Raw genomic sequence first — 13286 nt, 5'->3', positions numbered from 1 at the left:
ACCCGGCTGCCAACAAAGCATCCACAGAATCCGTAGAATCCGTCGCTTCTGAGCGATCCGACGAAAAGGCCGCAGATGGCGACGCAGTGTGCGTATCGTGGGGACGAGGTTGATTAAAGTCGGCAGAGGCGACCGGAGCATGAAAACCAGAAGCCGTAGACGCAGGCGTGGCACAAGTGGGGAATTTGGCGGGTTCGAGATTCATGACGGTGTGGGTGATGCACGGGTTGGTAGAGCAACTGCCGCAGGGCGCGGAGCAAACTGCAAGGCGGTGTCGCCCGCTGGATGCCCCGAACTCAGCAGTCATAATCAGGTCTACACGCTCCCCTGGAGGGAGTACGGCTTCGTCCGGATGGGGCTATGTCACTTTTTATGCTGGTCTTGCAGGGCAAGACGCGGAGCGGGGTTCACCCGTATTCACCAAACCGCTGAATTTTGCAGGAACTCCAGACGAATCGGGCAGACGACGGGTGGGTAGCTGTCCCTGAGGGAATCGAACCAAAGGGGGTGCCAGTTGACCAGGTGGCTAAATTTTGGTTTAGTCCTGATCGGGCGAATGAATCGGGCGAATGAATCGGGCGTGTGACCGGGGTCGAGGTCTTCGCAAAAAGCGGGCTTTCCGAAAACGCCTGCGCTGCAAGGGGGGCGGCGCGATTCTCAGATCTCCGGCAAGCGGCCCAAGCGGGTGTGGCTCTGGCGGGGGGCTAGTCCGGTTCTGGTTCTCCCACCAGCCCGGTAACCGCCTCTACTCCTAGACCCTTTCGCAAGAGAATAGGTTCCTCCCCCGTCAGATCTAGCATGGTAGACACCTGATATCCCACGCGAGAATCGTCGTCGATGATGAGATCCACCAGCTTATCAAAGCGGTCGAACAGTTCAGGTTTAGAAATGTGACTGGGGGGAACGGGCGACTGAGAATCAAACGCTGTGGTTGCAGAGGTGGAGATAATCGGGTTGCCCAGCGTCGTCAGCACCGCCTGACAGACCGTATGATCCGGAACTCGGATGCCCGTTGTTTTGCGTTTGGGGTCCATGACGAGCCGGGGCACGAGCTTGGTGGCGGGCAGCAAAAAGGTGTAGGGGCCGGGAATCAGCCGTTTGATCAGTCGATAGGCGGCATCGCTGACATAGGCGTAGCTGGCGATGTTCGACAGGGATGAGCAAAGAAAGGTTAAGGGTTTGTCGCTCGAAAGCTGCTTAATTTTGCGGACGCGCTCGATGGCCGATTTGGCGTTGAGGTCGCAGCCAATTGCGTAGACTGTATCGGTGGGATAGAGCAGCACAGCCCCGTCCCGAAGCGCATCACAGACCTGATCGACCTTGCGCTTCTGGGGAGTTTCAGGATGGATGCTGTAGACGATTGCCATGCAGGTGTTCTGTAAAGGGGTGCGGCGTTCTGATGGAGCTTGCCCCAATTACGTCCGTGGAACTACGGGCGCTGCTGCTGTATCCGCCAGCCAGGGCATCAAACTATCGTACTCTTGCGGACGGTGAATCGTGGGATGGGGGTTTTTAATTCAGTACGAGATGAATTTCTCCTGATTTTTGGACAAGGGGCGATCGCCCGCCAAAGTTTGGAGTATCCTGGTAAATCCCGCGCTCTTTTTGGAGAGACACGGCATCACTGGGGGCGTTTGGCTTGGGTAGCTCCACTGAGGTTTTACGCAAAACCCACTGGGGAACCTACCGACTCCAAATTTCATCTGAGTCACTCAACCTGCAAGCATCGGGCCGCAAGCATCGAGCCGAGTCGATCCAAGGGCTGATTTCGCCGCGCCGGATTCAAAAGGTTTGATGAAGAAAAGCTAAAGCCTTTGCAGCGGATCGTAATCCCGTCGGCGAGTGCTGATAACAGTAGTAAGCTGGCAGGCTGATGGCTGTGGCAACGGCTGGGCAGGCGAAAAGACGAAGGGAAGATTGCTGGAATCTGCATTGATTCAGTCTTCTACCCGACCTAACATTCTCGTTAAATCTCCTCGTTCAATCAGCGAATTCTTCAAATCTGCAAACAAACCCAAACAACCCCAAGGAGGTGAACCCACGATGACCCCGCTGACCTATGCAAGACTCATCAAGTTCTTGCGCGAAGAGCTATCGGTGCCAGATGCGTCGATTGCGATCGCCCAGAAACACCTGGAGCATGACCCGGGCCCGCTGCCGATGATCCTGTGGCAATACGGCCTGGTGACGCTGGAACAGCTTGACCGCATTTATGACTGGCTCGAAACCGCCTGACTGCTGCCTGCGGCACTTGAAGCGGACACTGGAAGCGACCACTGGAAGCGACCACTGGAAGCGACCAACGTTAGGGCTGCTGCAAGATTTGCCGACATTCCTCCAGGGTCGTTGGGCGGTTGATGGTACTGCCAATCCACGATCCAAAAAACAGCATTAGCAGGATGATTAGCACGATTGGGCTGGGATCGCCCCATCCATCAGGATTGCCGGGTGGCTCAATTTTGCTCATGGCGATCGCCTCACAGAACTTTTCACACTGAACTTTTCACGCTGAACCGTTGACGCGGCATGAGGAGTACCGGAGTCCGTGAATCCCCCATCCTCTCATTCCCCCACTAGGATATCTTTTCCAACGCTCCGTCACCCGTGTACTCGTGGATCTAGCCAGCCGTATAGCAAATCGGCGACCAGGTTTAGCAGCACCACGAGGACGGAGAAAATAAAGGCGATCGCCATTACGACAGGGGTATCGCTGCGGGAAATCGACTCCACCAGCAGCGCCCCCATGCCCGGAACCCGAAAGACCTGTTCTACCACCAGCGACCCGGTAAACAGGCTGGGTAAATCCAGCGCCACCAGCGTAACGACGGGAATCAGCGCATTTCGCAGGGCGTGGGCTAATACAATGCGCCGTTTGGACAAACCTTTGGCGTGGGCCGTGCGGATATAGTGTTGTGGCAGTTCGTCGAGCATGGCGGCCCGCACAAACCGCATCAGCACCGCTGTTTGAAACAACACCAGGGTAGCGACTGGCATCAGCGATTGCTTCAGTTGCAGCACGAAGCTGTTCCAATCCCGCACGACCAGCGTGCTGTCGTAGATGAAGGGCAGCCACCGCCGCTGCACGCTAAACACGATAATCATCAGCAGACTGGTGACGAAGGTGGGCAGCGAAAAGCCCATTAGCACAGCCGACGTGAAGACCTGATCGGCGACGGAATCGCGCCACAGGGCAGAGAAGACCCCCAGCGGCAGGGCGATCGCCACGGAAATCAGGTACGACAATCCCGCAATCCACAGGGTCGTCGGCAGCCGCTGCAAAATCAACCCGCTGACGGGGCTACGGCTGGTGAAGGAATAGCCCAGGTCGCCGCGCAGCAGTGCCCCTAGCCATTTCACGTAGCGGACGGGCAGGGGTTGGTCGAGGCCGAGCGATCGCCGGATGTTTTCCCGCACCTCTGCGGTGATGGCTGGATTGCTGGCAAATTCCGACATCGGATCGCCCGGAGCCAACGCCAAAATCGTGAAAATGACCAGGCTAATCGCCAGCAGCGTCAGCCCTAGCCCCAGCAGCCGCCTTGCCCAATAGCGAGCCATTGCCTACTCTCCCAGCAGCAAAAGTTGCGCCGGTTCGGTCGCCCCCAGCGCTCCTGCCTGCGCCAGTTCCAGCACCGCCCGCTCCACGTCGCCCCGGCGATAGAGCAGCGTGCTGCTGCTGCCCCGCGCCACCACTTTCCCTTCAATTCCCAGGGACATTAGCAGTTTGGCGGCTTTCTTTTGCCGCTGCCCCAGCAGTTGCGCCGCATATTTCAAGGGCATCACCTGACGCGCAAACCGGGCCAGCAGTACCGTATCCTCTTCGTTGCAGAGTTCTGTCAGCAATCGTTCCGCCAGCAGCCAGCAGGCCAGGGTATCCGCCGCCGCCCGGTGCGACGTGTCAATGGGAAATTGAAAATGCTGCACCAGCTTGGGCAGACTGCGCGAGGGCAAATCCGGCAACATCAGCCGCGATAGCTCTACGGTGCAAAGCTGCATCCACTCAGGGCGCGTAAACTCTACGCCCAGCCGTCGATATTCCGCCTGCAAAAAGCCGTAGTCAAATTCCAGATTGTGGGCCGTCAGCACGCCCGTTTGCAGCAGCGGCAAAAAGTCGGGCAGCGCTTCGGCCGCCGTGGGAGCCACTGCCACCAGTTCTGGTGTAATGCCTGTAATCCGCACAATCTTGGCAGGAATCAGCACTTCCGGATTCAGCAGCGTAGACTGCTGACGCTGCACTCCCTCGTCCAGACTGGCGTGCAGCACCGATAGTTCTGTCATGCGATGCTTAAACGCCAGTCCGCCCGTCGTCTCCACATCCACCACCGTCAGCGGCTGTTGGCTCAGTTGGCGATAGTGCTGTAGCAGTTGGGGAGAGAGCATGGGTGGGGTTGGAAAGGGAGAGCAGAGACCACGTTGATTAGGATATGCAATTTTGGAGAGTGTCAATTTTTTGGCAATGTTGTTGAGCGCCCAGTCAAGCAGCTTGTGGACTGATTCTTCATTGGGGAAACACCCCTTGGTCTTGAGCCACTCACGCAATGAACGATTGAGCGACTCAATCGCATTGGTGGTGTAAATCACGTTGCGAATGTCTGGTGCATCGTCAGCGCAGTAAAGAAGAGGAGGATGTTGTCTCGGTGGCAAAACCAGATTTGGGAAATCGTCGGGTAATGATTGTCCCACTTGTCAGCGAAGTTTTCCAGTGCCGTCTCAGCTTCCTCTATCATTGCAGCTTGATAAATCGGTTTGAGGTTGGCTATCACTTTGGCTTGACTCCTCCAGGGCATATAGCGCAGAGCGTTGCGAATCAGATGCACGATACAAAACTGCACCCGTGTTTTGGGAATGACCGCAGCAATTGCCTCTGGCAACCCTTCGAGTCCTATGGCTTCGCCCCGCCTTTGGCGAACGACACAGGCAATGAAAATGTCTTCCACGGTGCTTAAACCCTGGGCGTACATTGCCATGATCTGGTCCTCCAGACCGCTCAAGCGCCGCTCCCAGACTCCCACTTCCCGTCTTTATCCGTCTTTGGTCACTCTAACGTCTTCCAGCTTCTTAGTTTTGTCAGCCAAATGGGGATGCCAAGTCAGTCAATCTCTGTCGTGGGGCGCGATTCGGCTTCAAACCTTTGATGGAGGGGTGTTCAGCGGTCAAGGTGATAGGTTGGCACTAGCCTTTGATAAACCGAAGTAAGCACTGATATGCAATACCCTCACTCCACTCAATCTTTCTGGATTGATTCGACTCAAACGCTTGCATCCTACGCCAACTTGATTAGCGAAACGTTTAATGGTGTTTCCGTTGATGTCGCCATTGTCGGCGCGGGCATGGCTGGACTGACTGCCGCCTACCAGCTTGCCAAGTCAGGTAAAACCGTTGCCGTGCTTGAGGCGGGAGCGATCGCCGCTGGGGTGAGCGGGCACACCACGGCAAAAGTGACCTCACTGCACCAGCTCATCTACGCGCAGCTGATCAAAGACCTGGGCGAAAATAAGGCGCGGCTCTATGCTGAAGCCAATCAGACCGCTGTGGAATTTGTGGCACAACTGGTGGAGCGGGAGCAAATTGACTGCGACTTTAGCCGCCAGACTGCATACACCTTTGCAGAATCCGCCGACCAACTCCAGTCCATCCGCGATGAGGTCGAGGCGGCACAAACGCTGGGGCTACCTGCCAACTTCGTGACCGAAACGTCGCTGCCCTTCCCCATTGCTGGAGCAGTGGCGTTTAGCAACCAGGCCCAGTTCCACCCGCGCCGCTACTTGGCGCATCTGGCAAGAGCGATCGCCGCTGATCCCAACAACTATGTTTTTGAGTCTTCTCGCGTTCTGGAAATCAACGAGGGCGAACCCTGCCAGGTTGTGACCGCGCAGGGCACGATTCACGCTAGGGATGTGCTGGTGACGACGAACCTGCCGTTTTTGGATCAGGGCTTGTTTTTTGCCAAGTCCTACGCCAAGCGGTCGTATATCATCGCTGCGCCAATTGAGGGCGATCGCGCTCCGCAGGGCATGTTCATCGGCACAGGCGAGGGCTATCGCTCTATTCGCACCACCCCCTATCAGGATCGGCTACTGCTGCTAATCGGCGGTGAGGGTCACAAAACGGGCAGCGATGAGGCCACTGAGGAACGGTTTGAGCGACTGGAGGAATACGCGCGATCGCGCTTCGGCGTGCGAGACATTGCCTATCGCTGGTCAAGCCAGGATTTTGTCTCCTTTGACAAAGTGCCCTACGTCGGCAAGCTCACACCCATGACGCATCACCTCTACGTAGCGACGGGCTTTAGCCTGTGGGGGATGACCAACGGCACGGCGGCTGGGCTGGTATTGGCAAACACGATTCTGGGCATTGAAAACCCCTGGGCAGACCTCTACGACTCGCTGCGGGCTACGCCGTTTGTCACCGCCGACTCACTCAAGAATAACCTGGAGACAGGAATTCACTGGGTGGGCGATCGCCTCAAACCGCTCCAGCACCACTCCTTTGATGATGTGGCCGTGGGCGAGGGCAAGCTCATCACCATCGAAGGCAAACAGCTTGCCGCCTACCGCGACGAAGCCGGACAAATTCACGCTGTGTCCCCCGTCTGCACCCACCTGGGCTGCATCGTGAACTGGAACGCCGCTGAGAAAAGCTGGGACTGCCCCTGCCACGGTGGCCGCTTTAGCTGCCAGGGCGAGGTGCTACACGGGCCGCCCGTCGAAAACCTAGAGGTCTACCCGGTGTCTACCACCGAAACGGTCGGAACTCGATAGAGAACTCGATAGAGTAAGAAGCAGATAAGAAGCGCGATAGAAGTAAGGTCTCGACGTGCGGTGTAGGAAGACTATGCCGCACGTCATCCATTTGTAGCCGGCAATTAACTTATCTATCCATCAGTCGGACGGTTGAAACGCAAACGGTTCTGCGGCCACAAACTGACTAGAGACTTCGCCAGAGAAGATCACCTGCTGTCTGTCTCCCAGATCCAGCGTTCTGACCCCAGAACCAGGCGAAAAGTCTACCTTTTTCAGGTCTACCCAAAATACATTGGGCGAAATTGCCGACTCAAAGTAATACAGCTTGTCCTTGTGATCCGCTACGACACGCCAGCGCGTGGTAGATAGGTTAGGCTGATCAGATACGCTGATGCCATAGGGAACCGACACATTTCGCATGACGCTGAATACAGACGCGGCGGCAATCCGCGGATCGTCAGTTTGGGGAATGGCATTGATATAAAAGCTGGCGCGGGCAAAGCGGTCGGTGGCGCGGCTAGTTCCGGGCAAAAAGCTGAGTCCGTCTATCTGTTGCCAATAGGATGTGATCGCAAGCTGTTCTGCAAACACTGGCTCGTTGGTCATGACCTGATAGTCGCGGCTGTGGTGAATTTGCAACTCCCCATCTACCCATTCCAGAATGGCGCTGTCGCCCGTTGCATCCGACAGAGACAGGTGAATTGTTGCCAGTCGCCCCGGTTGACCGGGCACTTCGCCTGCCCCTACGTGAAACGGGTTAGCGCGGAGATGCTCAACCGCTTCGGTCACAGTGGCAAAGTTATCTAGAAAATATTGCGCCCAGATGGATAGCGAAAGGCGCGGCGTTCTGCCGTCGTTTTCGGGATATTTGGACACGGCTAACCACAGGGCATTAACCACTAGTCCCGGCTCGTTCATGCCGTCTACGGTGGCAATGTTATAGCCGCTGACGACTACGCTGCCGTATTTGGAAGTCCAGCGCATGGAGGTGGGGCCAGCCACGCCGCTGCGCTCCATGCCCCGTGGAAAAATCCACAAATTGCTGAGAATTTCGAGCTTCCAGTCCATACTGCGCCCGGTGAGGACACGCCCTGCGGGGCCCTGATAGACGGCCCGCGTGCAGGCTTCGGTGGGTGCTGCAACGAAGAGCGTTGTTGAAAGTAGTAGAGCAAACAGAGCCTTTGGGATACGTTTCATAGTGTATCGATCATTACTAAATTGAACATGTTATAACTTGCGACGCATCCTACCTCGATTGCCCCCTGCGTTTCAAGATCAGCAGACTGCAAGCCTGAGCGTTCATTTGGGGGCACCTGTAAAACTTTGCGACTGCCCCATCGCCTCCAATATCAGCAAACGATGACAAGTCCGACCTAGAGCGTATCTGAAGCTACAAACCTTATCTACTGCTCTTGCTAATCTCCTGCTAACTCAACAAAAGCATTTGGCTTCTAGGGTTCCGGCTTGTAGATCGTTGATTTTAACGTTCTGTTTAAGCGACTGGTCCAAGAGAGGCAAGCTGGTTTGAGAGCATTTCACCACTGAGATCTCTGCCAGTTCCACGGAGGGATAAAAGCCCGGGAGACGGTTGCCTTGTGCGGCCTGCCTCCTGGGCTTTGTTGTTGCATCCAGATTGAATGAGTGTATTGAACAGGCGTTATGACTGACGAACCCAATTTTCAGGCTCCCAATTCTTCCAGTTTCGAGGCGCAGCGGGCGCTAGAGCGCGAGGCTCGGCTACCGCTGACGGGCTGGCAGCAGGAGGTGTCCAAGGGGTTGGAGTATGGGCTAGAGGCGGCGGACAGCATCCGCGATCGCTCTATTCCCACCTTCTCTCGTGGCGAACTACCCCACTATGCAGGCATCAACACCTTTTTGAAAGCGCCCTACCTGGAAGACGTTCGGAAGGTGGGAGAGTATGACGTGGCGATTGTCGGCATTCCCCACGACTCTGGCACCACCTACCGTCCCGGCACGCGATTTGGGCCGCAGGGCATCCGCCGCATCTCCGCCCTCTACACGCCGTATAACTTTGAACTGGGCGTAGACCTGCGGGAGCAAATCACGCTGTGCGACGTGGGCGATGTGTTTACCATCCCTGCCAACAACGAAAAGTCATTCGACCAAATTTCCAAAGGGGTCGCCCATGTGTTTGCGTCGGGAGCCTTCCCGATCCTGCTGGGTGGCGACCACTCCATTGGCTTTCCCACGGTACGCGGTGTGTGTCGGCATTTGGGAGATAAGAAAGTCGGCATTATCCACTTTGATCGCCATGTGGACACGCAGGAAACCGACCTGGATGAGCGGATGCACACCTGCCCCTGGTTTCACGCAACCAATATGGCAAACGCCCCCGCCAAAAACCTAGTGCAACTGGGCATCGGGGGCTGGCAGGTGCCGCGCCAGGGGGTGAAAGTGTGCCGCGATCGCGCGACGAACATCCTCACGGTGACTGACATTACGGAAATGGGAATCGACGCTGCCGCAGAATTTGCCCTAGAGCGGGCCCTCGACGGCACTGATTGCGTCTGGATCAGCTTTGACATCGACTGCATCGATGCGGGCTTTGTCCCTGGCACGGGCTGGCCAGAACCGGGCGGGCTGCTGCCGCGAGAAGCACTGGCCCTGCTGGGCAAGATCGTCCAGCGTGCGCCCATCTGCGGACTAGAGGTAGTAGAAGTTTCGCCCCCCTACGATGTCAGCGATATGACAGCGCTGATGGCGACTCGCGTCATTTGCGACACGATGGCGCACCTGGTGGTTTCGGGGCAACTGCCACGTCAGGAAAAGCCCGCCTACATTCACACCGAAGCAAATATGGCGGTGGATCAGGCGTGGTCGTAGCAGGGGAGAACCTGTGCATGAAATGATGCGCTTAACGTCTGTTTCTAAACGTCTATTTCTATTGTCGTGAAGCGTGTTATGGGGCGATCGCCATCCCTCTCAATTGCTATCCGTTTCTAGTTCCACGCAGCGTTCTCGCTTTACTCCTCCGTTAATCCGATATGCATGAAACCGACATGACCAAAGCGCTCATCCTGACGGTCAAAGACTGGTGGGAATCGCAGCCCGATCGCCCCACCATTCACCGCATCCATCTTATCGTCGGGCGATTTACCTGCGTCGAACCCGCCAGCCTGCGGTTTGCCTTTGAGGTGCAGACCCAAAACACCTTCCTGCACGGTGCAGAGCTAGCGATTCAGGAAACGCCCCTGATTGCCTTTTGCCACACCTGCCAGCAGGAGTATGCGCCGGAGATTGGGCTGCAATATGCCTGCCCCACCTGCCACGCGCCGATGGACGACATCCGCTCTGGGCGAGAACTCAAAATTGACCGGATTGAATACGCCGCCGCCCACAGCGCCGACCTAGCCACCCTCCGGTAAGTAACTCGGCATTTTGCCTTTTACTCACTCGGCGGATTACTCGGCTAAAACGCTTGACTAACCGACTCGACACACTCTCGATACACACCGTTGAACCACCATGCACCTGACCCACGACGCTGCGATCGAAATGAACCTGCTCCACGCCAACCAGGCCGGAGCCGACCACAACCGCGCCCATTTTGACGAATGGGGCATCACCTGTCTGAACCTGATGAGCAGTCCCGGCGCGGGCAAGACGGCCCTGCTGGAGCGCACCCTAGAGCAACTTGCGCCCCAAATCAACATTGCCGTGATTGAAGGCGACATGACCACAGAACTCGATGCCGACCGGCTGCGCCAGCATGGGGTTCCAGTGGTTGCCATTAACACCGGGCGATCGTGCCACCTGGACTCGCGCATGGTGGCGGGGGGCATTCACCTGCTGGAACACCAGTGCAATCCAGCAGCGCTCGACCTGGTGCTGGTAGAAAACGTGGGCAACCTGGTGTGTCCAGCGGAATTTGAAGTGGGAGAACACGCTAAGGTCGCGCTGCTCAGCATAACCGAGGGCGAAGACAAGCCGCTGAAATATCCCATCATGTTCCGCGAAGCCGATTGTCTGCTGATTACCAAGATGGATCTGGCTCCGCATCTGGAGGTGGATCTGGAAAAGCTGGTGGCAAACGTGCGCCAGGTCAATCCGCGAGTGGCTATCTTACCCGTTTCCGCCAAAACTGGGGCAGGGCTGGAGGCGTGGTTTGACTGGGTGCGATCGCAGCTTGGTTCACCGGACGAATCACAGCGTCATTCACTAGGCTGTTCGCAGCACCATTCAGAAAACAAGGTTCAAAACCATTCGCAACACCCTGCGGCATCTTCCTCGATGGCGATCGCCCCCTAGCAGATTTTGCGCTCAGGAACCTGATTTAGGGTATTGCATCAGGCGTGCATCGACGCACACAAAAGGTAGCAGTGAGGGTGGGGGACACCTCCGGCCAGAGACATGACCCCGCCCCAACTGGCTCCCAGATCGATCGAAACCAAATCGATGACAGCTTAATCCACTGTCAACCGTTCACTCTATCGACCAGGAACAACTCATTATGGCAGAACATATCTTTTTCTGGGGGATTATCGTATTCCTCCTGGGAACTTTGGGCGTTGGTGTTTGGGCTTCCAAACAGATCAAAGGCGACAGCGTCAATTATCTCGTCGCAGGGCGAGGCCTTGTCTTGCCCCTGGCGGCGGCGACCCTCATGGCCCAGTCTGTGGACTCAAACGCCACGATGGGCAACATGGATCTTTCGTCCCAGTTTGGCTTTTGGGCGGGCGCGTCACTGCCGCTGGGGCTGGCGCTCTGCCTGTTTCTCACGGCGCTGTTTTTTGCCAAGCCCATGAACCGCATGAAGCTAATCACGCTGCCCGATTTCTATCGAGTCAAGTATGGTCGGCGCGTTGAGGTCGTCGCTTCGGTGATCATGGTGCTGAGCTTTGCCTTTTTGTTGGCGGGCAACTTGGTGGCGGGCGGCTTCTTGTTTCAGGGATTTTTGGGTACCAGCTACACAGCAGGCGTGCTGCTGATTGCCACCATTGTCTTTGCCTACACGGCTAGCGGCGGGTTGTTTGCCGTAGCCTACACAGACGCAATTCAGGTGGCGATCGCCTTCTTGGGAACCCTGGCGCTGTTGGGCTTTATGAGCAGCAGCTTTGGACTGAACGTGCCCGAAGGCATGGGGCCGCTGGCCCTGGGACAGTTGACAGACCCCGCTCAGGGAGCCGCCGTGAACTGGGCTACCCTGCTGGCGCTGGGACTGGGCGACATTGTGGCGATCGACTTTATGGCGCGGGTCTTTGCCGCCGACAGCCCCGAAACGGCTCAGCGGGCCTGCTTAATTGGCTCTCTAGGGACAGTAATCATCGGCGTTCCCTTTGCGATGATGGCGTTGGGCGCACCGGGTATCCTGGCAGGATTGGGTGTGGAGTCGGACGGTCCTATCCTGCTGTCGCTCCTCAAAAACGTGGCACCGCCCCTGCTCAGCCTGCTGGTCATCGCTGCGATTCTATCTGCGTCTCTCTCCACCGCCGATGGCGCAATTTTGGGAACCTCGTCGGTAATTGCCCACAACATTCTGGGCATTCGCCACACCGACCACAACGCCGGGGGCGATCGCCTGCTGGCTCTTACCCGAACGATGGCACTGGTCATCACCATCCTAGGCGTAATCTTTGCCCTGCTGGTTCCCCAGACGGGTATTTTGCTGCTGCTGGCGTTTGACCTGGGCTTTGCGGGGCTGCTGGTGCCACTGGCGGGCGGGCTATATTGGCCCAAAGCGACCCGCTACGGCGCAATGGCCTGCATTTTAGTGGGCACGGCAGCGCGACTGCTGTTTTTTGTGCTGATGCCCACCATGTTTGGCGCAGACAACACGTTGCTCTACATTCCCAACCCTATCTTCACCGCCGACTTTGACGGATTCCCCACGCTGATCAGCCCGCTGCTGGGGCTAGCCGCCTTTGTGATCGTGTCGCTGATGACCCAGCGCAGTCGCGGCGCAGCGCCTGAAGTTGTTGAATTGGAGGCTATGCAGCCCGTTGAGCGGTCGTAGAGTAAAAAACGAAGAACGAAGAACGAAAAACGAAGAGGGGAAAAGGCGTGCTAAGGGGGTGGAGAGTTGACGGGTTGGGATAGGCGGGTTGGGATAATGGAGGGAATCTCGGACGCAATCTCGCAAGTCCACCCCTCGATTCCTCCATCCCCCCAGCCCCATGCCCTACCAAGTCCTCGTCTGCCAGAGCAACGCCTGTCGCAAGGCAAAAGCGCAGCAAGTGCTGGCGGCATTTCGAGCGGCGAGTTTAGAGGGAATCGAGGGGGTAGAAGTGGTGGCGAGCGGCTGTTTGGGGCAGTGCGGCAACGGGCCGATGGTGCTGGTGTTGCCAGACGAGGTGTGGTACTGGCGCGTGCTGCCAGAGGAAGTGGGGGCGATCGCCCATCAGCATCTCCAGTTGGGGCAACCCGTCGAAGCGATGCGCCTGCGTGGGGTATAAAGGGAAAAAAGAAAAAACGAAAAACGAAAAACGAAAACCGAAAACCAGAAATTTTCGTTCTTCCCTCTTCGTTCTTCCTTCTTCCCTCTTCGTTCTTCCTTCTTCCCTCTTCGTTCTTCCTTCTTCCCTCTTC

The 13286-nt window shown here is 56.9% G+C and carries 13 protein-coding genes, 1 pseudogene and 1 riboswitch; of the genes and pseudogenes, 7 read left to right on the top strand and 7 right to left on the bottom strand.

Annotated elements, in window-relative coordinates; translation table 11 throughout:
- Window positions 1-704: 704 nt before the first annotated feature.
- Window positions 705-1367, bottom strand: coding sequence for an L-threonylcarbamoyladenylate synthase (locus IGS16_RS00935; protein ID WP_297082519.1), 663 nt, complete (start codon window positions 1365-1367; stop codon window positions 705-707).
- Between the two features lie 676 nt (window positions 1368-2043).
- Between IGS16_RS00935 and IGS16_RS00930 the strand changes: the two genes are divergently transcribed.
- Window positions 2044-2235, top strand: coding sequence for a DUF2949 domain-containing protein (locus IGS16_RS00930; protein ID WP_068516276.1), 192 nt, complete (start codon window positions 2044-2046; stop codon window positions 2233-2235).
- Window positions 2236-2305: 70 nt separating this feature from the next.
- On the opposite strand, the gene IGS16_RS00925 is transcribed toward IGS16_RS00930, so the two are convergent.
- The 5 genes and pseudogenes from IGS16_RS00925 to IGS16_RS00910 all read right to left on the bottom strand — a co-directional run bounded on the left by IGS16_RS00925 (window position 2306) and on the right by IGS16_RS00910 (window position 4964).
- Window positions 2306-2467 (bottom strand): hypothetical protein, encoded by a 162-nt coding sequence (locus IGS16_RS00925; protein ID WP_156435060.1) that lies wholly within the window; start codon window positions 2465-2467, stop codon window positions 2306-2308.
- A 131-nt stretch (window positions 2468-2598) separates the two neighbouring features.
- Window positions 2599-3555 carry an ABC transporter permease gene (locus tag IGS16_RS00920; RefSeq protein ID WP_297082514.1) on the bottom strand — a complete coding sequence of 319 codons (957 nt, stop codon included), beginning with the start codon at window positions 3553-3555 and terminating at the stop codon, window positions 2599-2601.
- A 3-nt stretch (window positions 3556-3558) separates the two neighbouring features.
- The gene (locus IGS16_RS00915) at window positions 3559-4377 is read right to left on the bottom strand and encodes a PolC-type DNA polymerase III (protein WP_297082512.1); all 819 of its coding nucleotides are present in this window, start codon (window positions 4375-4377) and stop codon (window positions 3559-3561) included.
- 132 nt (window positions 4378-4509) lie between these two features.
- Window positions 4510-4578, bottom strand: a pseudogene (locus IGS16_RS22245) (hypothetical protein); the annotation flags it as partial.
- The gene (locus IGS16_RS00910; RefSeq protein ID WP_297082511.1) at window positions 4575-4964 is read right to left on the bottom strand and encodes a transposase; all 390 of its coding nucleotides are present in this window, start codon (window positions 4962-4964) and stop codon (window positions 4575-4577) included. The gene IGS16_RS00910 and the pseudogene IGS16_RS22245, both read right to left, overlap by 4 nt.
- A gap of 237 nt (window positions 4965-5201) precedes the next feature.
- On the opposite strand from IGS16_RS00910, the gene IGS16_RS00905 reads away from it, so the two are divergent.
- Window positions 5202-6758 carry an FAD-dependent oxidoreductase gene (locus IGS16_RS00905; protein WP_297082509.1) on the top strand — a complete coding sequence of 519 codons (1557 nt, stop codon included), beginning with the start codon at window positions 5202-5204 and terminating at the stop codon, window positions 6756-6758.
- 120 nt (window positions 6759-6878) lie between these two features.
- Here IGS16_RS00905 and IGS16_RS00900 read toward each other — a convergent pair whose 3' ends face one another.
- On the bottom strand, window positions 6879-7937 hold the full coding sequence (locus IGS16_RS00900; RefSeq protein ID WP_297082507.1) for a linear amide C-N hydrolase: 1059 nt from the start codon (window positions 7935-7937) through the stop codon (window positions 6879-6881).
- A gap of 243 nt (window positions 7938-8180) precedes the next feature.
- Window positions 8181-8326: riboswitch (guanidine-I (ykkC/yxkD leader) on the top strand.
- A gap of 73 nt (window positions 8327-8399) precedes the next feature.
- Between IGS16_RS00900 and IGS16_RS00895 the strand changes: the two genes are divergently transcribed.
- The 5 genes from IGS16_RS00895 to IGS16_RS00875 all read left to right on the top strand — a co-directional run bounded on the left by IGS16_RS00895 (window position 8400) and on the right by IGS16_RS00875 (window position 13153).
- Complete coding sequence (locus IGS16_RS00895; protein WP_297082506.1) at window positions 8400-9584, top strand: agmatinase family protein; 1185 nt, start codon at window positions 8400-8402, stop codon at window positions 9582-9584.
- A gap of 161 nt (window positions 9585-9745) precedes the next feature.
- Window positions 9746-10126 (top strand): hydrogenase maturation nickel metallochaperone HypA, encoded by a 381-nt coding sequence (gene hypA, locus IGS16_RS00890; protein ID WP_297082504.1) that lies wholly within the window; start codon window positions 9746-9748, stop codon window positions 10124-10126.
- A 100-nt stretch (window positions 10127-10226) separates the two neighbouring features.
- Window positions 10227-11009 carry a hydrogenase nickel incorporation protein HypB gene (gene hypB, locus IGS16_RS00885; protein ID WP_297082502.1) on the top strand — a complete coding sequence of 261 codons (783 nt, stop codon included), beginning with the start codon at window positions 10227-10229 and terminating at the stop codon, window positions 11007-11009.
- 202 nt (window positions 11010-11211) lie between these two features.
- Complete coding sequence (locus tag IGS16_RS00880; RefSeq protein ID WP_297082500.1) at window positions 11212-12714, top strand: sodium:solute symporter family protein; 1503 nt, start codon at window positions 11212-11214, stop codon at window positions 12712-12714.
- Window positions 12715-12874: 160 nt separating this feature from the next.
- On the top strand, window positions 12875-13153 hold the full coding sequence (locus tag IGS16_RS00875) for a (2Fe-2S) ferredoxin domain-containing protein (RefSeq protein ID WP_068509820.1): 279 nt from the start codon (window positions 12875-12877) through the stop codon (window positions 13151-13153).
- Window positions 13154-13286 lie beyond the last annotated feature (133 nt).

Source organism: Thermoleptolyngbya sp. C42_A2020_037 (genome assembly GCF_015272455.1).
Classification (GTDB): domain Bacteria; phylum Cyanobacteriota; class Cyanobacteriia; order Elainellales; family Elainellaceae; genus Thermoleptolyngbya.
The sequence above is the reverse complement of the archived record's forward strand: the minus strand, read 5'-3'. Positions and strand labels throughout refer to the sequence as shown.

Bases quoted from the DNA above. Each gene is read 5' to 3' on its own strand.
- IGS16_RS00935 (WP_297082519.1), bottom strand. From the start codon at position 1,367: ATGGCAATCGTCTACAGCATCCATCCTGAAACTCCCCAGAAGCGCAAG.
- IGS16_RS00930 (WP_068516276.1), top strand. From the start codon at position 2,044: ATGACCCCGCTGACCTATGCAAGACTCATCAAGTTCTTGCGCGAAGAG.
- IGS16_RS00925 (WP_156435060.1), bottom strand. From the start codon at position 2,467: ATGAGCAAAATTGAGCCACCCGGCAATCCTGATGGATGGGGCGATCCC.
- IGS16_RS00920 (WP_297082514.1), bottom strand. From the start codon at position 3,555: ATGGCTCGCTATTGGGCAAGGCGGCTGCTGGGGCTAGGGCTGACGCTG.
- IGS16_RS00915 (WP_297082512.1), bottom strand. From the start codon at position 4,377: ATGCTCTCTCCCCAACTGCTACAGCACTATCGCCAACTGAGCCAACAG.
- IGS16_RS00910 (WP_297082511.1), bottom strand. From the start codon at position 4,964: ATGGCAATGTACGCCCAGGGTTTAAGCACCGTGGAAGACATTTTCATT.
- IGS16_RS00905 (WP_297082509.1), top strand. From the start codon at position 5,202: ATGCAATACCCTCACTCCACTCAATCTTTCTGGATTGATTCGACTCAA.
- IGS16_RS00900 (WP_297082507.1), bottom strand. From the start codon at position 7,937: ATGAAACGTATCCCAAAGGCTCTGTTTGCTCTACTACTTTCAACAACG.
- IGS16_RS00895 (WP_297082506.1), top strand. From the start codon at position 8,400: ATGACTGACGAACCCAATTTTCAGGCTCCCAATTCTTCCAGTTTCGAG.
- hypA (WP_297082504.1), top strand. From the start codon at position 9,746: ATGCATGAAACCGACATGACCAAAGCGCTCATCCTGACGGTCAAAGAC.
- hypB (WP_297082502.1), top strand. From the start codon at position 10,227: ATGCACCTGACCCACGACGCTGCGATCGAAATGAACCTGCTCCACGCC.
- IGS16_RS00880 (WP_297082500.1), top strand. From the start codon at position 11,212: ATGGCAGAACATATCTTTTTCTGGGGGATTATCGTATTCCTCCTGGGA.
- IGS16_RS00875 (WP_068509820.1), top strand. From the start codon at position 12,875: ATGCCCTACCAAGTCCTCGTCTGCCAGAGCAACGCCTGTCGCAAGGCA.